This window comes from Acinetobacter sp. P1332 (assembly GCF_044057475.1).
Lineage (GTDB): Bacteria > Pseudomonadota > Gammaproteobacteria > Pseudomonadales > Moraxellaceae > Acinetobacter > Acinetobacter johnsonii.
The window spans coordinates 1,722,794-1,748,308 of sequence record NZ_CP171157.1 but is presented as its reverse complement, the minus strand read 5'-3'; the positions used below and the strand labels follow the sequence as shown (position 1 = coordinate 1,748,308).

Here is a 25,515-nt window from a genome sequence, read left to right as displayed (position 1 = left end):
TTTTAGCAATTTATAGTGACTTCATTGTAAGTATTTAATAAATTTCAACTTTGAGATTTTAAGAGGGTATTTTGGACATAAAAATTTGGGAAGGCGGTCTTCAATCGCAAGAAATCATCGCTATCGAAAAAATTAGAGCTGCTTTTACTAAACAAGGCAAGATGTTTCCATGGAAAGGTTATGCGGGATTTCGCTTTACTAATTCAAAAGGTAAAGAAGGTGAATTCGATCTTGTTATTGTGACGCATTGCAATGCGATCATTGTGGAGCTTAAAGATTGGAATCATCAACCTGTTACTTCTGTTAATGGTCGTTGGTATAAAGGTGATCGCGATATGGGGACTTCTCCTGTATCAGTGACAAAGAACAAGGTATTTACATTACAGAACAAATTAGAAAAATATAAGAATAAATTTACTAACAAAGGGCGAGTACCATTCATTAAATATCTTGTTGTGATGACTGGTAATGCAGACTTTAGTCAGCTACAGGGTGTTGATAAAGAATTTACAATTTCACTGGATGACTTCTTAAAACTTGCCAATACATCTGAGTTCAACGATAAATTTCCGATAACCCACCCGATGCAACGTACGGTAAATAAAGATTTCGATATATTTGATGAATTATTTTTGGGAAATCAAACTAATGCTAGGTCATTGAATGTTGGTGGTTATACAGCTGCAGATACGATTTTTGATCATCCAAACGGCATTTATAAAGAATATTATGCAGTCACCAAAGGGCAATTTAAAAATGAAGCACTCCTTCGCTGGTGGGACTTTAGTAAAGTATCAGGGGTGAAAGGATTAACTCCAGATGGACGAGGACAAATAGTTTCAAGAGAGCGCAATGTTCTGCAATATTTAAAAACTCATAACCAAGAACTTTGGAACCATTGTTTGAGGTCATTGACCCCGTTTGACCAAGATGAGGTTACTACGACAAGTGCAGAATTGTTTGAGTTCCCGACTAATCATTTTCGTTTTAACGAATTTATTGGTAAATATGCAAGTTTATATAGCGAAATAGATTTACTTGAAATTGCTAAGATCATAATGTCGCAATTTGAATCATTACATAAGGTAACAGTTGCACACCGTGATATTAATTCTCATAGTCTGTGGCTCTCTCAATCGAAATCAGTTGTAATCTCTAATTTGGCATGTGCGTATTTTAAACCTGCAGGAACAGTAGGCGATTATCGTGAGCAACTGGCTGTCGGTGCAATAGAAGCAGTCGGAACTGAAAGTAAGAATCCAAAATTCAACACACCCTTTGAGTCTGATGTTTATGCTTTGGCAATTATGCTTTGGCATCTGTTACATAAGGAGCGTATTTCAGAAGGCAGTCTACAGTCATTACAAAATAACTTAAAGAATAGTGCTGCGTTCTATGCTCCGGTACTTTATGACGCAATTTATAACAAGAGCTTTAAAGATGCCTCGGAATTTACTACAGCATTTCATGCGGCAGAGCCTAAGCGTGCTGAAATAATCACTTTCGATGCAAATTTAATAGAGCCATATCGCAATAGTATTAATCATTCTCGTCAATTTAAACCTGACGATGACATAGATTTCTTTGTTGAAACTGATGAAAAGGAAGTGTACTGCTCTAACGGATTGCTTGTTAAGGCCTGGCTCAACACTGGTGGAATTAACGCCTCCGATTTAGAAGGTTTTCAAATACATAAATTCATCAAGAAAATTGACAAGCTAAAAGCTATCAATTCTCCGTATATTCCACGAATAGAAGACTTTGGAATTGCACAAAAATCTTCGAGTCTATTTCTTGTGACAGAGTATCTTGCTGATAGCCAATCTTGGCGTCAGAAATATCAGCAATATGTGGATGTGAATTGTGACATAAGCAATGAAGAACGGTTAGCGGATATTGGGAAACTCATTTCAGCGATTGATGATCTACACGAAGCTCACGTATCACATGGTGATTTGCACGATGAGAACATTTTATTAGATAAAAATAGTGGGCAAATCTACCTCATTGATATACCAGATTTTAATTTATCTGGAGAAGAATCTAGAAATACTCAATATGCACCAGAGCAATACGATGTTGATGCTTATCAGCGTGATAATTATGCAGTGATGAAATTGGCGAGCGAGATTCTATGCTTTACTTTTGGTGAGGGATCAGAAAATTATCCAATATTGGCTGAAGCAATTCAGAATGAATTGAAAGATGAAGAATTTGGCTTCAAAGGAATTGCGAGATTTAAGCAAGCTTTTGATAGGTTAGGTCATAAATCCAAGAAAATTATTACTGTATATGATAATCGTGTGAGCGAAAGTTTTACGATTTATCCTGAAAATATGCAGATGTATGTTGGGATATCAGCTCGTACTGAGGGACATGAGCATATAGCGAGCTTAACGTTTAATGGAATTGGTGGCACATATTCATTGCAATATGATTCAAGTCGCGGTAACAGATCAATCTTTGGTGGTATGGCCCCTCGTAAAAAAGATTATCTATCAGCAAAAGAAAAAGAGAATAGCCAAGCAAGCTTAAATGTTGAGATACAGATCAAGGCATCTGATCAACGTAACTATACTGAGCTTGTCAATTTTCTTAATACACAAACCGACTTTATCGACATTGTAGACTCTGCGCTTAAAGAACATATAGCTAAACAACTACAAGCAGATCAGAAAAAGAATGAAATATCATTATTTGAAAAAAATGATACTTTTCAGGTATTTGAATCAAATGTTATTCCTGAGCTATCTATACAACCAATTGTTATTTCGAGCGATGCCCCTGAAAATCAGCGACAGGATATTCCTTTAAAACAGGCGTCAAAAAAACTGGATACCCATAAATTATGGACTGCGATTTTAGATGCAGAAATTGATGCCTCACCATCAATTGAGCTTAAAGACACAGCATTTGTGAAAGACAATACATTTATATGTCCTTACGATGCAGTAAAGGATCCTTTAGAAAGTTTTGATGATTCAGATACAGATAAGGTGTTTGCATTTATTAACAAAATAGACCACAAGGCTTTGAAGGCTGAGGGTAAAAAAATAGAAGATATTGAATACAATGATGAATTAGCAAAAGAATTTACGAAAGAGTTTAAATTGGGTGAGGTGGATTTAAAGGCATCGAATCTTCATGAAGTACATATTACTAAGGTCAGAAATACTCGCTATCCTCCAGAAGAAGGGAGTGTGATTTATTTTCGCTCGATGCAAAGTAATGCATCATTAAGAAAACGTAAATACGCAATTGAACGTATTCTAAATAAACAGAGCATTATTTCAGATTTGGCTGAATTGTTTGATCCAGAATGTAAGCTAACAGCGAATTATTATGACATAAAAGTTAAAGATGAAGATTTCGATCGTTATAACCGAAAAGATGATCATGGCAATCAAATTAGTCTAAACCTTCAGCAAAAAAAAGCTTTTCAAAGATTGATCAATAGTGGTCCACTTTCATTGTTACAAGGTCCACCAGGCACAGGTAAAACTGAATTTATTGCAGCATTTGTACACTATTTGATTGAAAAGCAAAATGTAAAAAATATTCTTTTGGTGAGTCAGTCACATGAGGCGGTAAATAATGCTGCAGAGCGTATTCGTAAACACTGTGCTCGTTTGGAAACACCACTTGAAGTTGTTCGATTTAGTAATCGTGAAAACACAGTTTCAGATGGTTTAAAAGATGTGTTTTCAAAGGCAATCACCGCCCAAAAACGCGAACTCTTTTTAGCAGAGATGAAAACTCGTATTTCTTCTTTGGCTACAGCATTAGGTTTACAATCCGAAGTGATGGTCAAAGTGGTCGAGCTTGAACTTCAGCTATTTAAGCAAATCGATGATTTAATTCGTCTGAAAAAGATCTCTAAGAATATTAATGAAGTTGAAAATTCAAACACACTGAATAAAACCATTGATTTTGACTTAGCTACTCAAATCCAAGAACTTGAAGCATCAATTCGCAACCAAAGTGTCAATGAGTTTAATGTAGAAATTTCATCTAATACCATAATAGATTTTGAACTAAAAAATCGCATTATAAAAGCATTAAGTACTAGATTTGGATTGAATATTCAGGAAACCCGAAGTGTTCTGGCATTAGCTAAAGTCACTAAAGAGATGATTGATACGCTCTCTGGAGACTATGTAAATTATGATGAATTTTATGCACGTTCTCGTCAGCTTGTGATTGGTACATGTGTTGGTATTGGTCAAGGTCATTTGAATATCCGTGAAAACACATATGACTGGGTCATTATTGATGAGGCGGCTCGTTCTCAATCGGGTGAGTTAGCTATAGCAATGCAATCAGGCAAGAGAGTGTTATTGGTAGGTGATCACCATCAACTCCCACCTAATTATTCTCCTGAGCAAAAAAATGTGATCGCGAGAAAACTAGGTATTTCACTTGCATATGGTAATTATGACGAAATTGATAATTTGCTCAAAAGTGATTTCGACAGAGCATTTAACTCAAGCTATGGCCAACAAGCTAGTGAATCTCTTTGGACACAATACCGAATGGCAACGCCTATCGGAAATCTAGTTTCTGAAATTTTTTATAAAGGTAAATTAGAATCTTCGGGACGAACTATTTCCCAGCATTATGAGCAAACTGCTGATGTATTACGTTCAACTGTAACATGGGTGGATACATCTGATATGGGGCATGATGCCTTCCATTCAGAAGTTAAACAGAATAGAGGGAAGATTCGTAATAAAGAAGAAGCAAAAGCGATTATGACTATTTTAAAGCGGATTGCTGAAGATGACGCTTTGATTAATTATCTTAACAGCGTTAGAAAAACTGATGCAGCTATAGGTGTTATTTGTATGTATGCAGAACAAAAGCGATATTTACAGCAATTGTTCAATCAGAATGCATGGCCAGAAGGTTTCAAAGATCTAGTCAACATTGATACTGTGGATAGTTATCAAGGCAAAGAAAATCGAATCATCATCGTTTCAATCACACGTTCTGACAAATCTAATACTCCTGGCTTCATGATTATGCCAAATCGAATTAATGTTGCATTGTCGCGTGCGATGGATAGATTGATTGTAGTTGGTAATAAGAATGTTTGGACTGGAAGGAATAGAGATCTGCCATTTGGAAAAGTGGTGAAGCATATGGAAGAAAAAGGTATTGATGAAGGCTACAGATTTGTCTTTTCTAAAACTTTGAAAGGAGAAATGGTATGAACGCACAATTGAAGTATCATGAAATTGATTTTTTAATACCATCACAAGAATTCATTGTGAATTTCTCCTATGTTTCAGGGAAAGGTTTATCCTTTATTCGAGAATATATACTCCGCCTGCTTAATATTGCACCAATGACTAAAATGCAAATCTCTGTGTATTTTGGATTAACTGAGATTGAAGCAACTGAAGCGATAGATGATTTGATTGAACAAGACTTTATTAAATTAAATGCTGATGGTCGTTTGGGTTTGACAGATTCAGCAAAGAAATTGTTTACTGATGTTGCATCAGATGTGAGTTTGACTTCGATTGAAGAAAGTACGGCTAAAATAAGATTTGAGTTAGCTACATTTTGTTTTTTCAAAAATGAAAAAAATGTCGGGATAAGAAATTGGGCTTGCGGTTTAAAAATAAATGCACCTCCAGAACATGAAGCATACGCAGCTGATCATGTGAGAACAAAATTTCAAGATGAGTTTTTTCAGATTGCGGAAAACAATTTCCTTCCAAATTCAGTACTCAAGGATAATCATCGACCTCATTTATACATGATTAATTCAGTAATTCCGACTTATAAAGGCCCATTAAGGATAAAAGTAGATTTTAAATTGGATCATAAAGGTGATCCCTTATTACTAGATAAATTTTCAGATTTGAGTCATTCAGATCAGATGCATTCACTACTCGCTGAACAAATAGATCAAATGAAGCGTGTCAGCAATGTAAAGGAAATTGTAAAAGCTCAGGGAATATTTGAAGATTGCTACACTTCACAATTCTTAAACGAGCAGGGACATATAACAAATTTAACTGATGTACAAGATGGTATCAATGGTGAGATATTTGATGGGGTAAATTACAATTTATTAGTTGGTCCAATTTACCAGCAAGAAAATTGGAAAGTATTAGAGAAAGAAATCCATACTATTTCGAAACGAGTGAAAGGATCTAATCAGGAAAATAATTCAACGAAAATCATTTGGATTGCACCATCAAATCCATTTTGGGGTATGACCTCAAAAATAGGGATTGCGTTTGAAACCTTGCAAGAGGCATTTAAGGATAATAAGGGGACACTAGCAAAAGTATTCTTACCTATCAGGAATCAATATGATAAAAATACTGCTAAAAAGTGGTTAAATCATTTTAAACCCTATGCGAATATATTGAATGGTTTACGAGAAGGATTTTGTGATGGTAATGTTGAAATATTACTCATTAAAAATGAACTCGTTGCTATTAGTTACCATGTGAGTGATTCAGAGAGATTGCCTGTAAGTATGCCTATCGGTTTTTTCACAAAGGATCTTAATGTTGTCAATCACATAGGTAAAATTGTTGACCAATATCTAAATGGTTATGCTTCGTATGATGAACCTAATAATTGCGGGCATCTCCAAAAAATTACAAGGCGTTAATAGTTTCTCATAATTCATAAATGCCACAAATGTGTGGCATTTATATAGTAATAATCTAAATATCATTTACCTAGTACTAAGTACATAGAAAGCGAGCAACTGGTGTGGGAAACTCATAACTATACTAAGATATGTGTTGAAAACAATGCCAATGACAGTTTCAGTAATAAAAGTCTTGACAGTTCTAGAGGGTAATCATTACTCTATATCAGTATTAATGAATTTATTGTCACTTATTATCTATTTAACTTATGTTTACCTAAAATCTAGTTTATAAATTATTTTTACAATATATTTATTAATTTCAATATTTTGAATAAAAGTAATAGGAATTTATTAAAAATGAGTTCATGAACTCGTAGAATTTTTAAGTACATTTATATAAAAGGCTAAGTTCTCCCAGCAAAGAAATAGATGCCGTTTAGATAAAATTTTCAATCAAATAATCTTATTGTTGATATTTCTAGTCACATAGTCTATTTTCATTATATGAATTATTCTTCTTTACCCAAAAGACCACGTGGTCGACCAACCAAACACGGTTGTAACTATGCAGACACTAAAGAAGTTTTAATCCGCCGAGGTATCGAGTTACTGACCGAACGTGGAATGAATGCTATGAGCTTGGACGATCTCATGAAATCTGTCCAAGTTCCTAAAGGGTCTTTCTACCATTATTTTGTAAATAAAGAGGCTTTTATTTTAGAAGTCTTAGATGTTTATGAGCTTTATTTTGTGAAGCGATTGAATAAGTTTTTAAGTCAAACTGATCTTTCCCCACTAGAAAAGCTGCAAAATTTTGTAAAAGATGCGGGTGAAAAAATGCAAAAATATGATTTTAAACGAGGTTGTATTTTAGGTAACTTAGGACAAGAAGTGTCGTATTTGCCACAAGAAATCATTGCCCGAATCGAAAGTATCTTTAAGGTATGGGAGAAATTAGTTTCTGATTGCCTACATCAGGCAAATTCACAATATAGCCTAGCTGATTGCGATGAAGCTGCTTATCAGTTTTGGATTGGGTGGGAAGGTGCAGTTCTAAGAGCACGTTTGGTCAAATCAACAAGTCCCTTAGATGCATTTTATCGCTTGTTTACTTTAGCTGTAAAACAACAAAATCACGTAAAAAGTTAATTAAAAAAATAAATGCAGACGTCTGTATTTATTTTTTTAATTAATTCTAGATAAGCAGTCTAATTAAATAGAGAGGAAGTTCTATGTACAAAGGTATTGTAATTACTAAAGATGAAGCAGGTTACACATCACAAATTACTGAGATTGCATCAAAGCCTTTACAAGAAGGAGAGGTTAGAGTCGAAGTCAAATATTCAACACTCAATTATAAAGATGCTTTAGCCATTACTGGGCGTTCACCAGTGGTGCGTAGTTTTCCTTTGACCCCAGGCATCGATTTTTCGGGTGTTGTGATTGAATCAAAACATCCAGCATGGAAAGAAAGAGATGAAGTTCTACTGAATGGTTGGGGAGTGGGTGAAAAGTATTTTGGAGGGCTAGCCGAGCAAGTCACTGTTTCTGGTGATTGGCTCATACAAAAACCTTCTGCTTTTTCTTTTAAAGATACGATGGTTATTGGTACAGCAGGTTATACCGCAATGTTGTGTGTCATGGCTTTACAAAAGCATGGTATTAAACCAAGTGATGGAAAAATTTTAGTGACAGGTGCAAATGGTGGAGTAGGTAGTATTGCCATTATTATTTTGAATCATCTTGGTTATGAGATTACAGCTTCAACTGGTCGACCTCAAGAGTCAGAATATTTAACCTATCTAGGAGCGAGTGAAATTATTGATCGTATTGAATTATCTTCCCCAGGAAAGCCATTAAACAAAGAAGTTTGGGCTGGCGTAATTGATACTGTTGGAAGCCATACTTTAGCCAATGCATGTGCTAGTACAAAATATCGTGGTGCAGTTGCTGCGTGTGGTTTGGCAGGCGGAATGGATTTTCCAGCAACAGTTGCTCCATTTATTCTAAGAGGGATTACCTTATATGGAATTGATAGCGTGATGGCACCAATCGAATTAAGAAAAGAAGCATGGGAACGTTTGGCTACAGAATTAGATCAAACAAAATTAGAAACAGTAACTACTGAAATTCAGTTAACAGATGCTTTAAATATTTCAAATGAAATTTTAGATGGAAAAATTCGAGGTAGAGTTGTTGTACAGATATAGTTCAACAAAATGAGTTGTGGGACTGTTCTAAATTTTGTGTAAGTACTTAATTTTCATTTATCCTACTGAGGATAATAAAAAGAGGTACTTCACATGGATGAAGCTACAATCAAAAGTATGACAGCTGAATTAGCTAAAGGTTTAAAAACTCCTGAAGATTTAAACCAAATGACAGCCATATTTAAATGTATTAGTTTAGCAATGAATTGTTTTACGATTCAGTTCGATGATCGATTAAAAGATCATTTATAAAAAATGAGACTCACACAAAATAATTTACAGGCTCGTAGAAACATGAAAATACATTCTTTTGGTGAACACAATAACATTACTTTATCTAATAATTGTATTGAAGTTCGAGGTGCACGTGAGCATAACCTTAAGGATGTAGATGTTTCTATCCCAAGAAATGCACTTGTTGTTTTCTCAGGTGTATCGGGTTCAGGAAAATCATCACTTGCTTTTGGAACTATTTTTGCTGAAGCACAAAGAAGATATTTCGAATCTGTTGCACCTTATGCAAGACGCTTAATAGATCAGGCCGGAGTACCAGATGTTGATGCTATTGATGGTCTACCACCAGCAGTAGCATTGCAACAACAACGTGGTGCAAGTAATACCCGTTCTTCTGTTGGAAGTGTAACAACTTTATCAAGTCTCGTGCGAATGATTTATTCGCGTGCTGGTGCATATCCTGCCGATCAGCCAATGTTATATGCCGAGGACTTTTCACCGAACACTCCTCAAGGTGCTTGTCCTACCTGTCATGGTTTAGGTCACATTTATGAAGTTACAGAATCGACAATGGTTCCTGACCCAACACTCAGTATTCGTGAGAGAGCTATCGCATCATGGCCACCTGCTTGGCACGGGCAAAACTTACGCGATATCCTAGTAACCCTAGGGTATGATGTTGATCGACCATGGAAAGATTTACCGCAATCGGATAGAGACTGGATTTTATTTACTGAAGAAACCCCAACAGTTCCTGTCTATGCTGGTTTAAGCCCCGCTGAGACTCAATCTGCACTTAAACGTAAACTAGAACCCAGCTATATGGGCACTTTCACTGGTGCTCGTCGCTATGTCCTTCATACTTTTGCTAATACCCAAAGTACGTTGATGAAAAAACGTGTTTCACGTTTTATGGAAGGAAAAATATGCCCTTCCTGTCATGGTAAACGCCTTAAACCAGAAGCCTTATCTATTACCTTTGCTGGAGTAGATATTGGTGAGTTTATGCAACTTTCTTTGGATAAGTTAACTTGCCTGCTTGAGCCCATTGTTCTTGGCAATTTCGACGCTCATGATGCTGGAGAAAAGACTAATAATAAAGTAACCCAACTTGATAGATCTGAACGAGCAACAACAGGTAGAGCTGTGCATTCTGTATCTCCAGATGTAAGACGTACGTCAGCACTTTCAGATGAAAAGAAAATTGCTGCCCAGCGTTTAGCAAATGGTGTGGTGGGGCGTTTAAATCAATTACGCCAGTTAGGTCTTGGTTATCTAACATTAGATAGAGCCACACCGACTCTTTCAGCGGGAGAGTTACAACGTTTGCGTTTAGCAACACAATTAAGTTCTATGCTATTTGGTGTAGTTTATGTACTGGATGAACCGTCTGCTGGATTACATCCTTCAGATAGTCAGTCATTATATGATTCTCTCGATAAATTAAGAGACGCTGGAAACTCCGTATTTGTTGTAGAGCATGATTTAGAGCTCATGCGTCGTGCTCAATGGTTAGTGGATGTTGGACCAGATGCAGGAGAGCAAGGTGGTAATATTTTATATAGTGGAGTACCTCAGGGTTTAAGTGAGATTTCAGCTTCACGTACTGCAAGTTATTTATTTAATAAAATCCCAGTTACTCAAAGTTATGGACGTACACCCTCTGGTTGGCTTGAACTTAACAATATTTACCGACATAACCTGCATAATATTGATGCTCGTATACCTCTTGGTGTACTTACAGCAGTTACAGGTATTTCAGGTTCAGGTAAATCTAGTCTCGTTTCTCAAGCTTTACCCGAGTTAGTACTTTCATATTTAGGCAATGAATCTGAAACTGAAAACAATAATGAAAATAATCCTTTAAATGAAGGAATGTTGGTTACCGAGGTTACACAGGGTTCTCTGGCTGGTGATGTGGAGGCTATACAGCGTCTGGTACAGGTTGATCAAAAACCAATTGGCCGTACTCCACGTTCTAATCTGGCAACTTATACGGGTTTATTTGATCATGTTAGAAAGTTATTTGCTGGGACTCCTGAAGCTCGCCAAGCTCATTATGATGCTGGACGTTTTTCGTTTAATGTGGCTAAAGGGCGATGTGAAACTTGTGAAGGTGAAGGCTTTGTCAGTGTAGAATTATTGTTTATGCCAAGTGTATATGCCCCTTGTCCGACATGTCATGGTGCTCGATATAATGATGACACTCTGAAAATTCGCTGGAATGGACGTAATATTGCTGAAGTATTAGGAATGACCGTCAATGAAGCACGTGATTTTTTTGATGGAGAGGTCTCGATTGCTCGTTCACTACAATTATTAAAGGAAATTGGCCTTGGTTATTTACGTTTAGGGCAACCAGCGACTGAACTATCTGGTGGAGAAGCGCAACGTATTAAATTGGCGACCGAGCTGCAACGCAATCAGCGTGGAAATACACTGTATATACTTGATGAGCCAACTACAGGTTTGCATCCATCAGATGTAGATCGATTGTTAGTTCAATTGCAGCGATTAGTCGATGCGGGTAATACCGTGGTTATGATTGAGCATGATATGCGTGCCGTTGCACAAGCAGATTGGGTGATTGATGTGGGACCAGGTGCTGGAAATGCTGGTGGGAATATTGTTGTGGCAGGAACACCAAAACAAATAACAGAAAATCAAGATAGCCGTACTGCTCCATATTTAGTTAATGAGTTAGTGAGTCGTGATACTAAACGTTGATATTGCGAGTGAGTAGAATAAAGACTTAAATTAAAATCCTGTAAAATCAATCAGATATTTTTTTGTGCTCTATATGCGCCCCCGAATACGTAAGTTCTTACATTCCTTTTATTCAACACCAAATTCAAAAGTTCTTGAGATGAAATATAACTTAAGTAGTTATAGTGATTTGGACTTACTCAAAAAAATTCAAAAATCTAGCTGCCAAAATCTTAGAGCAGCCATTTGCAGCATCCTTTATGAGCGTGGTTATACACCTGCTGAAATCACGTTATTAACCAACGAATAGCTTTAATGTAAAAGCCCCCATAAATCTATGAGGGCTTTTTACTTTGATCACTTGATAGTGATTATGACTGTTTTAATATGATTGGCTTCTAGCTCTGTGACTTCAAAGTGTGCTCCTTGATAATCTAGAGTTGAACCAACTTCTACCACACCATTACATTTATCAAGAATCAGTCCTGCAACACTGATATAGCTAGCATCTTCTTCAACTAGATCTAATCCGGATACAAGCTCAAGTTGATACAAATCAAGCATGCCAGATGCTTTCCATCTGTTATCGTCCAGTTCGATTAAATCAAGTTGTTCATCAGCATCAGGGAACTCACCTGCAATTGCTTCAAACACATCCAAAGGGGAAATTAAGCCTTGTATGTTCCCAAACTCATCATTAACTAAGACTAATGAGCCTTTAGATGTTCTTAGAGTATTAATTGCATTAATAACTTTCATTTTTTCAAAAATGAAAATTGGACGATAGCGTTTAAGAAGCGTTTTAAGTTGTTCTTCATCATCTAGTACTTCTAATATTTCTTTAGCACGAACTACACTCAAGACCTTATCTAAGCTACCTCGACACACTGGGAACAAACTGTGTGGAACAGACAGTATCTGCTCACGAATCTTCTCAGGTGTTTCATTAATATTTATCCAAGAGATTTGACTGCGAGGAGTCATAATCGTTGCTACAGATCGTTCAGCCAGTGTTAATACACCACCAATCATGTAACGCTCTTCATCCGCAAATGCTTCTTGGGCTTCAGCATGATGGGCACTATCTGAGATAGTTTCCATTTTTCCACCCATCATTCTTAAAATTGAGTCTGCAGTACGATGGCGTAATGGAATTTTGGATTCGTGCTTTCTAGCATTACGCTGAGAGAACTGATTAAACGCTTCAATTAAGATCGCGACACCAATACCTGCATAAATATAGCCCTTAGGAATATGGAAACCAAAGCCTTCTGCTATCAAACTGATACCAATTAAGAGTAAGAAACTTAAACAAAGGATGATTACTGTTGGATGACGATTTACAAAACGAGTCAAAGGTTTAGAAGCAACTAACATAACAACCATAGCTACAATCATAGCTACCATCATCACATAAATATTATCAACCATCCCAATCGCAGTAATAACAGAATCAAGAGAGAAAACCGCATCCAATACTACGATTTGTGCAACAACTGCTGTGAAGCTTGCATACACAACATTCGTAGTCACTTGAACTTCAGTATGGCCTTCCATCCTTTCATGCAGCTCACTGACTGCTTTATAAAGCAGGAATAAACCACCAAGTAAAAGAATTAAATCACGTCCGGAGAATGTCCAATCAAAGATTGTAATCAGAGGTTTTGTTAAAGTGACTAACCAAGAAATTGCAAATAACAAGCCTAATCGCATTAAGAGTGCAAGGGAAAGTCCTATTACACGGGCTTTATCACGTTGCTCTGGAGGAAGCTTATCGGCCAAAATAGCAATAAAGACCAGATTATCAATACCAAGAACAATTTCTAGAACGATCAGCGTTAATAAGCCAATCCAAATTCCAGGGTCTAACAAAAACTCCATCAGTTTGTACCTCTAATGAGTCTATTAGGAATTTTGCTTTTTCTTGAGTTGATACTCGGCGAAGGGTCCATAAAATTAACCTGTTCAATTTATCTAAAATTATTATGCATGATCTTTAAGTTTAGAGTTTAAATTTTTATAAGTAATCTAAAATGTGTATAGAAGTAAAAATGTGTTCTGAGTAAGAAGCAGGTCAAGCTATTAGGCAAAGTAAAAAATGCTTTCACTTTGTATAATCAATTGTTGTTTTACTGAAATTAATCAGTCAAAGATTTACATTTGAAACTCGATTCAGTATTCTTTCGCTAATCATTAAGTGATTCGATCATATGCTAGCCAATAAGTTATCAAAACTTATTCTCGTATTTGTCCTGTTTTTGTTTGCTATAACAACGACGGGGATTTATACGTGGGCGCCAGTTTTTGCTAAAAATATTGATCATCATCATGAATTGAATATTTTTGTTGAAGCTGAAGATTCAAGTCAATGGTCTTTGGTTCATCATGAAGATGACCAAAAATCGTCTATAGACGATACTAAAAATCATAATTGGAAAAGCTATGATGAACCACAGTTTCATCATTCAATAAAACCAGATCAAGCCGAGAATCACTTTACGATTGATCCCATATTTATTTTAAGTTTTATTTTTCCTCTTATATTACTTTTTCTGGGGCTATTTGAAAGGCCAATTCGTGTATACGATTTTAGGAAAAGAATATTCTATTTATTTAATTCCTATACATTTACAAAAGATCTAATTGTTCTAAGAAATTGATTCACCTATACAAAAAATAATTTCCATTTTTTTGTATAGGTAAAGTCATGTCTAAAAAATATCAGATATTCCTTGCCTGTGGTTTAGTAGCAACAGCGACTCAATTATTTGCAGAATCTAATTACGCACAGCTACAACAACAGGTAATTTTAAACGATTCAATTTTGAAGAGTTTACAAAAGTCTCAGCAAGCATATGAAATTAATCAAAAATATGCAGGTAGATTGTCTAATCCAACGTTTAATGTTGAATTAGATAATCTTGGTAATTCGGATTTGAAACAACTAGATGGACCAACAACAATGATTGGTCTATCGCAGGACATTCCTCTCAATAATAAACTTGCTTTACGTAAACAATTGGCGGGTTTTCAGGGCAATAGTAATCAATTTGAAATTGTTAAACGCCAAGCTGAACTAAAAGCCGATTTACGTTTATGTATGTCAAATTGGTATATAGCGTCAAAACGTGCAGAGATTTATTCCACTGAAAGTAAATTGAATGCACGCCAAGCGAATGTATTAAATGAGAAATTAAAATTTGGACGGGTGATTCCATCAGATGTGCAACTGAGTTCAGCTTTATCCTCTGAGGCTAAATTACGTCACCAAAATGAACTTAAAAAAGTTCAATTCCAAAAAAATCTCTGTGGAAAATTTGTCACTGCACTTCCTGAAGCTGCAATTGAAGTTCCTTTGAGTATTAATTTTTCAGATAGAGTCAGTTTATCTGAGCAAGAAGCATCGATTAAAAAGCAATTAGCCCAAACGCAATTTGATCTCGCGAAAAAAGAGGCTGTACCAGACATCACATTTGGGGTGGGTGTACGTAACTATCAAGAAACCAGTGATAAAGTATTTTTGGTATCAACCTCTATTCCATTATCGGTTTTCAACCGTAATAAGGGAAACATTGCACTTGCCCAAGCAGAACAAACAAATGCTGAAGCACTTTCTGAATTGATCACGCGTAATTCTAAAATTGATCTAGAAAATAAAGCTATAGAAATCTCTAACTTGATTGATTCAATTAAACAATTTGATCAAACCGTTTTACCTGCGACCAAAGAAAGTTTACGTATCGCTGAAATGGCTTATCAAGCAGGGAAAATTTCATTGTTGGAATTTAACAGCATTAAACAGATATGGTTGGATAAACATCTTGCCCGTTTTGATTTGTGGTTGGCTTTGCAAAATCAAATTGCAGAAGTTGAACGAAATTATGTAACCAATTTAAATCAAGAATAAGGGTGAATGATGATGAACAAACCAACAAATAAAATTGTGGCTACAGGTGCAATAGCTTTACTGATCGTACTGTGTGCATTGGCTTGGTATAAAACAAGCAATAAATCACAAACTTCATCAGCACATGGGGAAGCGACTGAAGAGAAAGTTGCAGTCGCTGGTGATGAGAAAGGTCCACATGGGGGGCGTTTATATCGTGATGGCGATTTTTCAGCCGAAGTAAAAATCTTTGAAGAAGGAGTTGAGCCACACTTACGAGTGTATGGCTATTTCAAAGATAAACCATTAAAACCAAATGAAATTAATGCCAATATCTTTATTAAGCGTTTAGATGCAGAACAAACTATTACTTTTAAGCCTGAAAGTGATTACCTAATTGGTAATGAAATTGTTTATGAACCACATTCATTCTTGATGGTCATTAATGTTGATTATCAAGGTAAAAAACATAGTTGGAAGTGGGATACCAAAGAAGGCCGTGTCACCATGCTTGATAGCAGTATCAAAAGCAGTGGTTTGGAACTTCTTAAAGTTGAACCAATGATGTTTGAAAATGCACTGGAACTCAAAGGTGAGCTTAAGTTCCCTGATAATTTTGAAAGTTTTATCACACCAAAAGCGAGTGGGACTTTAGTTAAAACGTATAGCACGATTGGTGACAAAGTGAGTCAAGGTGATCTTTTAGCGACAGTACAAAGCCAAGACCTCATCCGTTTAAATGCTGAGCGTTCTATAGCGATGGATACATTGCAATTTTCTCGCAAAAAGATGGAACAAGAACGTACATTATTCCAAAAAAGAGTTTCACCTGAAATTGATTATATTAACGCTCAACGCGAGTTTGAAGATGCGCAAATTCGTGCCAATGAGCTGAACAGCTTAATCCGTTCATATGGTGGTTCTGGTAATGGTACGATTGAAGTCAGAGCGGCAATGTCGGGTACGATTCTACAGGTACTTGGTGCTGTTGGTTCCAATGTTACTCCTGCATCACCGCTATTCAAAATAGCCAATACCTCACAGTTGTTAGCCATAGTCAATGTTCCTGCTGACAAACTAAATGAGATCAATCCAGACAATAAAGTAACTGTTAAGCCTCAAACTCAAACAGGCACAGAGGAAGCTTTAGGGCGTATCAAATACATCAGTGATGTGATTGATCCGAAAACACGAACTGCACAAGTCTTTATTGAAATCTCGAACCAATTCAAATGGCGCTCAGGGCAGTTAATTACGGCTCAAATATTTGAAAAGCAAACGATGAAGCAGATGGTTGTCCGTGAAGATGCCTTACAGACCTTCCGTGATTGGGATGTCGTATTTATTCGAGTGGGTAATGACTTTGAAGCACGTCCTCTAGAGTTAGGCGATAAATTTAATGGTTACGTTGAGGTTAAATCTGGCCTGAAAGCAGGACAAGTTTATGCAGCAGGTAACTCATATTTACTGAAAGCAGAGCTAGGTAAATCTGGCGCTACTCATGATCACTAAGGGGTAGCGATTATGTTTGATCAAATTGTAAAACTCTCGATTAAGAATCGTTGGCTGGTACTCATCATCTTCTTATTTGTCGGAGCATTTGGCGTTTATAACTATTTTAAACTGCCCATCGATGCTGTACCCGACATTACTAACGTACAAGTTCAAATTAACAGTGAAGCACAGGGTCTATCTCCACTGGAGATGGAGTCACAGGTCACTTACCCAATTGAAACGGCTTTGGCAGGGATTCCAAATCTAGACTACACACGTTCTGTATCAAGATATGGTTTGTCTCAGGTCACAGCTATTTTCAAGGAAGGCACGGACATTTATTTTGCTCGTCAAATTGTCAATGAGAAACTTCAAGGTGTTACTCCAAACCTTCCGAGTGGAATATCGACTTCAATGGGACCTGTTTCTACAGGTCTTGGCGAAATCTTTATGTACACGGTGGAAAATGCGAAAAATAATCAGAACCCACTTTCACCGACTGATCTCCGGACATTACAAGATTGGGTCATTAAGCCCCAGTTGCGGAATGTTGAAGGTGTAAATGAAATCAATACAATTGGTGGATATTTAAAGCAGTTTGTTGTACAGCCTGACTATGCTTACTTGCGCAGCATTGGACTAGATCAACAAGATGTTTTGGATGCCATTTCAAAGAACAGCATGAATAAAGGTTCAGGTTATATTGAGAAGAATGGCGAACAGTATTTAATTCGTTCTGATTCTCAAATTAGCTCTATTGAGCAAATTCAGAATATTCCGATCACCACAAGTAGTGGTTATATTTTACGACTTAAAGATGTTGCTAAAATTTCAATAGGTCACGAGCTGCGTACAGGAGCAGCAACCAAGGATGGTCAGGAAATTGTTCTTGGTACAGCCTTTATGTTGATTGGTGAAAACTCTCGAAATGTTGCACATGCAGTAGATCAAAAATTACAGCAAGTTCAAAAGTCTCTACCTGAAGGCGTTGAAGCGAAAGCTGTGTATAACCGTACTACATTGGTTGATGCCACCATTGAAACAGTGAAAAAGAATTTACTAGAAGGGGCCATTCTTGTCATTGTTGTTTTGTTTGTTTTTCTTGGGCATTTCCGTGCTGCGCTTATTACAGCGATGGTTATTCCTTTATCTATGCTCATGACCATTACAGGTATGGTGAATCAGAAAATCAGTGCAAACTTGATGAGCTTGGGGGCTTTAGACTTCGGGATTATTGTTGATGGTGCGGTTGTTATTGTGGAAGCTTCACTTGCTAAATTAGCTATGAAGCAAAAACAGCTGGGACGAATACTGACGAGACAAGAGCGTTTTACGACTGTTTTTGAAGCGACTAAAGAATCAAGAAAAGCCATTCTGTATGGTCAACTTATTATTATTTTGGTGTATTTGCCAGTAATGACCTTAACAGGTGTTGAAGGCAAAATGTTTACCCCTATGGCTGCAACAGTGGTGATGGCATTGGTTGCAGCAATGATCCTGTCGGTAACATTTGTACCAGCAATGGTTGCTCTAGTTACCGCAGGTAAAATCAAAGATGAAGAATCTAAAATTATTCATTTTATTAAAAAGCTTTATAACCCAGTTTTAGATTGGTCGCTTAATCATCGCTACTTATTAGTTGTATTTGTTGCGGTGTTTTTTGTATTTAGTGCAAGCCTTTCAACACGTTTAGGCTCTGAATTTATCCCATCCTTGGATGAAGGTGATGTTGCACTACATGCTCTTCGTATTCCGGGTACATCTCTGACTCAAGCAATAGAAATGCAATATGCACTTGAGAAAGAAATTAAAAAGATTCCTGAAGTTCAAACCATCTTTGCCAAAGTAGGTACTGCGGAAATTGCAACCGACCCTGTTCCACCTAATGTGGCAGATAACTTCATCATGTTAAAACCGCGTAACGAATGGCCGAATCCTGATAAGGAAAAATCTGCTGTCGTTGCTGAAATTGAGCGTGTTTCTAAAGGTGTGTATGGAAATAACTACGAGTTTACTCAGCCAATTCAAATGCGTTTCAATGAGCTTATTTCAGGTGTTCGTACTGATGTTGCGGTCAAAATCTATGGGGATGATTTAGAGCAGCTATTGGAATTAGGTAATCGTGTTTCGGATGTGTTGGAAGGGGTAAATGGCACGGCTGATTTGAAAGTTGAACAGATGTCTGGTTTACCCATGGTATCCGTTGAACTCAAAAAAGACATGATCGCCAACTACGGTTTAGACGCTGAAGATGTACAGGAGCAGGTTTCAAGCCTTATTACAGGACAAACAGCAGGTAAGGTTTTTGAGGGTGACCGTAAGTTCGATATTGTGGTTCGTATGGATCAAAACTCAGTTACTGACTTAGAAAAAATCTATCAAATTCCTTTCAACTTACCTGATGGCTCAAGTGTACTGATGTCAGAATTAATTGAGTTGAAGAATATTCAAGGTCCAAACCAGATTTCTCGTGAGAATGGTAAACGTCGAATTGTAATCACAGCGAATGTACGCGGTACAGATATTGGAAGTTACATCGCGGAAGCTCAGTCAAAGTTAGATTCCGAATTTCAATTACCTGAAGGCTATTGGCTCACTTGGGGCGGTACATTTGAGCAAATGGAGTCTGCTACAAATAGGCTCTTAATTGTAGTTCCAATTGCTTTGATTCTAATTTTTGCCATGATCTATATGGCACTCGGTAATTTTAGAAATAGTGTGTTGGTATTTACAGGCGTTCCTTTTGCTTTAACAGGCGGTGTAATCGCATTAGCTTTGAGAGACATACCATTTTCAATATCTGCTACGGTTGGCTTTATTGCACTATCAGGTGTAGCTGTATTGAATGGCTTAGTCCTTGTATCTGCGATTCAGCGCTTAACAAGCCAAGGAGAAGAGCTTGTTGAAGCAGTAAAGCATGGTGCACTAGAACGACTTAGACCTGTACTCATCACAGCATTGGTTGCCTCTTTAGGTTTCATTCCAATGGCATTTAATGTCGGGATTGGTTCTGAAGTACAACGACCTATTGCAACCGTGGTGATTGGTGGAATCATTTCCTCTACGTTGCTGACTTTGATTATCTTGCCGACACTTTATATTTGGTTTAACCAAAAACGTCGAAAGAAATCAGAAGATTTTGCTGAACAGCAAGAAGCCTAGAAGAACTTTTGATGACTAGCATGATGCGAGATAAAAAGTTTAAATTTTTGAGGGTGTGGCTAGCCTGCATCATCAGTCTTGCACTATGCCTGCATTTTAATGAGCATGTGACTGAAATAAGTCTTCAAGAGCATGACTATGTGGATGCAATTCACTCTCACCATCATGAAGTAAATCAGCAGTATTCACATAGTCATCAAGATAATCTTTATGAACATTTTGTTGGCTATGAAGCTATCAAAGCAATTGCAGTCATTTTACTTCTGTTAAGTATTCGGATTTTTGACCGAACTAAAAATTATATTTTTTTAATGGCAAGCCGTATTTTCAAACCACCAAAAACTTCAATGAGTTCTCAATTCATTATTTATTTTGGAGTTTGATTTATATGCAAATTATTGATTCACATTTTGTGAAGTTAAAAAACTACTTAAAGCTCTTTATTGCTCTAAGTATATTACTTGTTAGTCCTGCACTTTTTGCACATGGCGTAGCAGAAGGTGATAAGGGCTATATTCAAGAAATTTATGGTGTCCATGTGATTCCATTCATTTATTTGGGGGCCAAACACATGGTCACTGGATATGACCATTTATTATTTCTCGTTGGTATTATTTTCTTCTTATACCGTATGAAAGATATTGGTTTATATGTCAGCTTATTTGCCATTGGTCATTCAATTACCATGCTCATAGGTGTGTATTACAACATTTCAATGAATGCCTACATTATTGATGCAATCATTGGTTTTTCTATTGTTTATAAAGCTTTAGATAATTTAGGTGCTTATCAACGTTGGTTCGGTTTTCAGCCCAATACAAAAATTGCCACACTGATTTTTGGTTTGATTCATGGTTTTGGTTTAGCTGTGAAAATTCAAGAATATGAAGTGCCAGATGATGGTCTGCTTGCGAATTTGATCTCATTCAACATTGGTGTCGAATTAGGGCAATTCATGGCATTAGCTATCATTTTATTGCTGATGACGATGTGGAGAAAAACGCCTTATTTCTTCAAAACAGCATATCAAAGTAATGTCTTTTTAATGTTCTTTGGTTTTTTACTTGTTGGCTATCAACTTACCGGCTTCATTATTCAATAAGGATCTAAATTATGTATAACGCTGAAATTCCAAAAGATGTTGAACTACCATCTTCAAAAAAACTACTTAAATCAACGGCTATTGCAGCTGTAAGTGCTATCGTTGTTTTAGTGACCTGTGTGATGCCTGCTGAGTATGCGATTGACCCTACAGGGATTGGTAAAGTACTTGGATTAAGCAAAATGGGTGAGATCAAACAATCCTTAGCGGAAGAATCAGAAAATGGGATAGGAGAAGCTCAAGTGGCTTCAATTCCAAATCAAGTTAAACAGGAAACTGAAAATTTAAGTAGTGCATTACCATTGGGTTCATCTTCAAAAATGCCGATGCCTCCAATTGCCAAAGAAACAATTTCACTTGAGTTAAAACCAAATCAGGCAACGGAAGTGAAGCTAAGTATGCCTAAAGATGCGAGTGTAGCCTTTGATTGGAAGTCTTCAGGTGGTGGCTTAAACTACGACACACATGGTGATGCTGTAAATGCACCAAAAGGTTTCTATCATGGCTATGGTAAAGGGAAAAATGAAACCGCTCAACAGGGAACATTAACTGCTGCATTCGATGGTAAGCATGGCTGGTTCTGGCGCAATCGTACTGAAAATACAATCACTGTGACTCTAAATGTAGAAGGTCAATTTAGTGAAATGAAAAAAGTCTTTTAATTTTTAAAATTCCAGATGAGGTTTAGACCTCATTTGGAACCTGTTCTGCATAACAATTAGGTTCTAAATAAAGGAGTCCCTAAAATGCTAGAAGTATTAAAAAATACAACATATAGGCATTTGTTCTTAGCTCAAGTCATTGCTTTGATTGGTACGGGACTCATTACGATTGCGTTAGCTTTGCAGGCATATGATATTGCCAAGGGTGAAGCAGCTCAGGTACTTGGGATAGCGCTGGCAATCAAAATGATTGCATATATTGGTGTTGCACCTATTGCTTCAGCATTTGCGGAACGACTACCACGTAAAAAAGTTTTAGTAGTTTTAGATATCATTCGTGCTTTAACAGCATTATGTCTGCCTTTTGTCACTCAGATTTGGCAAATTTATGTCTTAATTTTTATTTTACAATCTGCATCTGCTGCCTTTACACCAACATTTCAAGCCATGATTCCTGACGTATTGCCTGAAGAAAAAGAATATACAAATGCGTTGTCACTTTCACGTTTAGCCTATGATTTAGAAAATATCATTAGCCCAATGTTGGCTGGATTTCTTCTGACCTATATTAGCTATCACAATTTGTTTTTAGGAACAGTAATTGGATTTATTGGCTCAGCTCTATTTGTTGTCAGTGCAAAACTACCTATTGCTAAAGTACCTGAGTTTAAAGGTATCTACAGCCGTATAAAGCAAGGGACAAAAATTTATTTTAATACACCGCGTCTAAAAGCACTTTTGGCACTAAATCTGGCAATTGCATCAGCCAGTGCAGTCGTTATCGTAAATACAGTCGTTCTTGTTCAAACGACCTTTGGCTTGACGGAAAAAGCGACGACATGGGCATTTGGTTTATTTGGTTTGGGTTCAATGTTGGCAGCCTTCATATTGCCTATAGTCTTAGAAAAGTTAAATGATCGCTCTGTCATGTTAACTGGTACGGCAATTTTGGTAGCTGGCCTGTTCTGCGGATATTTAATATCTTCTTATAGAGGGCTTTTAGTTTTGTGGTTTATTTTAGGGACAGGATATTCTGTATCACAAACGCCTACAGGTCGTTTAATTCGTAAATCTGCATCGAGTGAAAATAGGACTTCATTGTTCGCTGCCCAATTTGCATTTTCTCATGCTTGTTGGCTGATTACTTATCCATTGGTAGGATGGTTAAGTACTAATGTGGGAACATTATTTACTTTTGTCCCTATGGCAATCATAGCTTTAATCGCAATGTCTTTTGCTTTTTTCATTTGGCCAAAACAGGATGACTTGATTTTAGTTCATTCACATGATGATTTACCTGCGGATCATGAGCACTTAGTGAATCACAAGCATGGTAAAAGGCATGAACATGAATATGTGATTGATGAATATCATCAGAAATGGCCTAAATAGATGATTGCTTATCTATTCTTGTTTTTGAGTGCCTTTGGAGCGGCTACGCTACTTCCTTTACAGTCTGAATCTGTTCTAGCAGGATTATTGGTACTCGGTGAATATTCTATTGTTTTACTCATCCTAGTAGCTACAGTGGGAAATGTCCTTGGTTCTTGTCTAAATTGGTGGTTTGGTATGAAACTGGAACTTTTAAAGAATAAAAAGTGGTTTCCTATTTCAGAAAGCAAATTACTACGAGCCCAAAATTTATATATGCAATACGGATCAGCAATATTATTTCTAAGTTGGGTTCCGATCATTGGCGATCCTATTACCTTAGTCAGTGGTGTATTAAAAGAGAAGTTCATTAAATTTTTATCAATTGTTATTTGTGCAAAATTATTAAGATATATTTTTATTTATTTGCTTTATCTTGGTATTTTTTAAGTAAATTTTGAACATTTTGTTTAAATAATGTACAGTTTAACTTCTTTATATCTTGAATATTAATTTAAAGAGGGTGTTATGAGCAAAATTTTATTTTTTTCTTTATTGATACTTACAGTGACAAATGTAAATGCCCATTCAGGCGGTACAAATTCACAGGGTTGCCATACCAATAGCAAAACAGGTGATCATCACTGTCATTAACAAAGAGTGAGTTGAGCACAGTTTTTAAGTGATATAACAAACTGTGCTCTTTTTTATGTATAACGTTTAATTAGGGCTAAGAAGTCATTCAAATCTTCTTCATTTATTTTTTCTAAATCACTAAGTACATGCTCTCTAAGATGAAGCTCAATTAGTTCATTCATTAAACCTGTTATTGCTCCTTTTACGGCGGCAATTTGTTGTAGAACTTCGATACAAGAAATATTTTCAGATAATAAGTTCTGCTCTATGGCATTGGTTTGACCTTGTATCCGTTTTATACGGTTCATGATTTTTTTGTTTTGATTTAAGTGAGACATAGCTTTTACTCATAAAAAATATATACTGTGGAGGAGTATCTATTGTGGCACATTCAAATGCAATATTTAAGTAATGTAAAAAGTAACCATACCCATCAATTTGATGAGGGGAATCCTTTAGCACAAAAGAAAATTTTGATAGCAACCATTTTAACTGGCGTGATGATGGTCTTTGAAATTTTTGGGGGATGGTTTTTTAATTCAATGGCTTTGTTAGCAGATGGGTGGCATATGAGTTCACATATGCTGGCGTTAGGCTTAGCATATTTTGCGTATAGAATGGCTCGGAAATATTCACAAGATCAGCGTTTTTGCTTTGGCACTTGGAAAATTGAAATTTTAGCCGGTTACTCAAGCGCTATTCTATTGATGGTCGTTGCTGTATTTATGGGGATTCAGTCTGTTGAGCGTTTAATGAATCCAGTTAATATTCACTACAATGAAGCAATTTCAATTGCTGTAATTGGATTGATTGTAAATTTCGTATGTGCATGGTTGCTGCATGACAGTAGTCATCACCATCATCATGACCATGCTCACAATCATGATAATCATGACTTAAATCAAAAGGCTGCTTTTTTACATGTTGTGGCTGATGCAGTGACTTCTATATTGGCAATTATTGCATTGTTTGCCGGTAAGTTTTTTGGTTGGGACTTTCTGGATGCTGTATTGGGTATTGTAGGTGCCATCTTGGTCGCACACTGGTCTTGGGGATTAATTCGTGAAACAGGTAAAACCTTACTTGATGCTGAAATGGAACATCCTGTAGTTGGTGAAATTATTGAAGTCATTGAAGAATTAGATGCGCAGGCTGTTATTACTGATATTCATGTTTGGAAGGTAGGAAAAGGTAAATTTTCTTGTATTCTTTCATTAGATTCTGATAGCAATAAGCTGACAGCCGATAGTGTCAGAAAAGGGCTCTCTATACACGAAGAAATCGTTCATGTTTCCGTAGAGATAAATCGAATAACTCAGTTTCAAGTTGCTATATAACTTACTCAAATTAAGCAGGTCAAACAACCTGCTTAATTTTTATTACGAGAAACTTATTTATATGAATTGTTCAAAATTTATTTCAATACCTTATTA

At 36.5% G+C, this 25,515-nt stretch carries 19 protein-coding genes; 17 read left to right on the top strand and 2 right to left on the bottom strand.

What is annotated here, in order from left to right; translation table 11 throughout:
• Positions 1–71: 71 nt before the first annotated feature.
• The 6 genes from ACFN7Z_RS08555 to ACFN7Z_RS08530 all read left to right on the top strand — a co-directional run bounded on the left by ACFN7Z_RS08555 (position 72) and on the right by ACFN7Z_RS08530 (position 11,790).
• Entirely contained in the window at positions 72–5,213 is a 5,142-nt protein-coding gene (locus ACFN7Z_RS08555; RefSeq protein WP_395442665.1) for an AAA domain-containing protein, read from the top strand.
• A complete protein-coding gene (locus ACFN7Z_RS08550) occupies positions 5,210–6,634 on the top strand; it encodes a hypothetical protein (RefSeq protein WP_058951988.1) in 1,425 nt (474 codons plus the stop codon). Before ACFN7Z_RS08555 ends, ACFN7Z_RS08550 begins: the two co-directional genes overlap by 4 nt.
• Before the next feature lie 489 nt (positions 6,635–7,123).
• Entirely contained in the window at positions 7,124–7,768 is a 645-nt protein-coding gene (locus ACFN7Z_RS08545; RefSeq protein WP_058951987.1) for a TetR/AcrR family transcriptional regulator, read from the top strand.
• A gap of 83 nt (positions 7,769–7,851) precedes the next feature.
• Positions 7,852–8,829, top strand: a complete 978-nt coding sequence (locus ACFN7Z_RS08540; protein WP_004647831.1) for an MDR family oxidoreductase — start codon at positions 7,852–7,854, stop codon at positions 8,827–8,829.
• A gap of 93 nt (positions 8,830–8,922) precedes the next feature.
• The gene (locus tag ACFN7Z_RS08535) at positions 8,923–9,081 is read left to right on the top strand and encodes a hypothetical protein (protein ID WP_004979619.1); all 159 of its coding nucleotides are present in this window, start codon (positions 8,923–8,925) and stop codon (positions 9,079–9,081) included.
• A gap of 42 nt (positions 9,082–9,123) precedes the next feature.
• Positions 9,124–11,790: an excinuclease ABC subunit UvrA gene (locus ACFN7Z_RS08530; RefSeq protein ID WP_004979617.1), complete on the top strand. Its 2,667-nt coding sequence runs from the start codon at positions 9,124–9,126 to the stop codon at positions 11,788–11,790.
• 336 nt (positions 11,791–12,126) lie between these two features.
• Here ACFN7Z_RS08530 and ACFN7Z_RS08525 read toward each other — a convergent pair whose 3' ends face one another.
• Complete coding sequence (locus tag ACFN7Z_RS08525) at positions 12,127–13,650, bottom strand: TerC family protein (RefSeq protein WP_039889608.1); 1,524 nt, start codon at positions 13,648–13,650, stop codon at positions 12,127–12,129.
• Positions 13,651–13,979: 329 nt separating this feature from the next.
• On the opposite strand from ACFN7Z_RS08525, the gene ACFN7Z_RS08520 reads away from it, so the two are divergent.
• From ACFN7Z_RS08520 to ACFN7Z_RS08475, 10 genes are all read left to right on the top strand, one after another.
• Positions 13,980–14,429, top strand: a complete 450-nt coding sequence (locus tag ACFN7Z_RS08520; protein WP_039889607.1) for a hypothetical protein — start codon at positions 13,980–13,982, stop codon at positions 14,427–14,429.
• 47 nt (positions 14,430–14,476) lie between these two features.
• Positions 14,477–15,676: a TolC family protein gene (locus ACFN7Z_RS08515; protein ID WP_005399458.1), complete on the top strand. Its 1,200-nt coding sequence runs from the start codon at positions 14,477–14,479 to the stop codon at positions 15,674–15,676.
• Positions 15,677–15,688: 12 nt separating this feature from the next.
• Positions 15,689–17,167 carry an efflux RND transporter periplasmic adaptor subunit gene (locus ACFN7Z_RS08510; protein WP_058952519.1) on the top strand — a complete coding sequence of 493 codons (1,479 nt, stop codon included), beginning with the start codon at positions 15,689–15,691 and terminating at the stop codon, positions 17,165–17,167.
• A 12-nt stretch (positions 17,168–17,179) separates the two neighbouring features.
• Positions 17,180–20,311 (top strand): efflux RND transporter permease subunit, encoded by a 3,132-nt coding sequence (locus ACFN7Z_RS08505; protein ID WP_005399456.1) that lies wholly within the window; start codon positions 17,180–17,182, stop codon positions 20,309–20,311.
• A gap of 11 nt (positions 20,312–20,322) precedes the next feature.
• A complete protein-coding gene (locus ACFN7Z_RS08500) occupies positions 20,323–20,694 on the top strand; it encodes a hypothetical protein (protein ID WP_005399455.1) in 372 nt (123 codons plus the stop codon).
• A gap of 5 nt (positions 20,695–20,699) precedes the next feature.
• Positions 20,700–21,413, top strand: a complete 714-nt coding sequence (locus ACFN7Z_RS08495; RefSeq protein WP_039889605.1) for a HupE/UreJ family protein — start codon at positions 20,700–20,702, stop codon at positions 21,411–21,413.
• Between the two features lie 11 nt (positions 21,414–21,424).
• A complete protein-coding gene (locus tag ACFN7Z_RS08490) occupies positions 21,425–22,075 on the top strand; it encodes a hypothetical protein (protein WP_005399453.1) in 651 nt (216 codons plus the stop codon).
• A gap of 84 nt (positions 22,076–22,159) precedes the next feature.
• A complete protein-coding gene (locus ACFN7Z_RS08485; RefSeq protein ID WP_005399452.1) occupies positions 22,160–23,467 on the top strand; it encodes an MFS transporter in 1,308 nt (435 codons plus the stop codon).
• The gene (locus ACFN7Z_RS08480; RefSeq protein WP_005399451.1) at positions 23,468–23,896 is read left to right on the top strand and encodes a YqaA family protein; all 429 of its coding nucleotides are present in this window, start codon (positions 23,468–23,470) and stop codon (positions 23,894–23,896) included. It begins immediately after the preceding gene.
• Positions 23,897–23,974: 78 nt separating this feature from the next.
• On the top strand, positions 23,975–24,100 hold the full coding sequence (locus tag ACFN7Z_RS08475; protein WP_101598941.1) for a YHYH domain-containing protein: 126 nt from the start codon (positions 23,975–23,977) through the stop codon (positions 24,098–24,100).
• A gap of 53 nt (positions 24,101–24,153) precedes the next feature.
• Here the strand turns inward: ACFN7Z_RS08475 and ACFN7Z_RS08470 are convergent, their stop codons facing one another.
• Entirely contained in the window at positions 24,154–24,420 is a 267-nt protein-coding gene (locus tag ACFN7Z_RS08470; RefSeq protein WP_005399450.1) for a metal/formaldehyde-sensitive transcriptional repressor, read from the bottom strand.
• A gap of 57 nt (positions 24,421–24,477) precedes the next feature.
• On the opposite strand from ACFN7Z_RS08470, the gene dmeF reads away from it, so the two are divergent.
• The gene (gene dmeF / locus ACFN7Z_RS08465; RefSeq protein ID WP_039889603.1) at positions 24,478–25,419 is read left to right on the top strand and encodes a CDF family Co(II)/Ni(II) efflux transporter DmeF; all 942 of its coding nucleotides are present in this window, start codon (positions 24,478–24,480) and stop codon (positions 25,417–25,419) included.
• Positions 25,420–25,515: the final 96 nt, after the last annotated feature.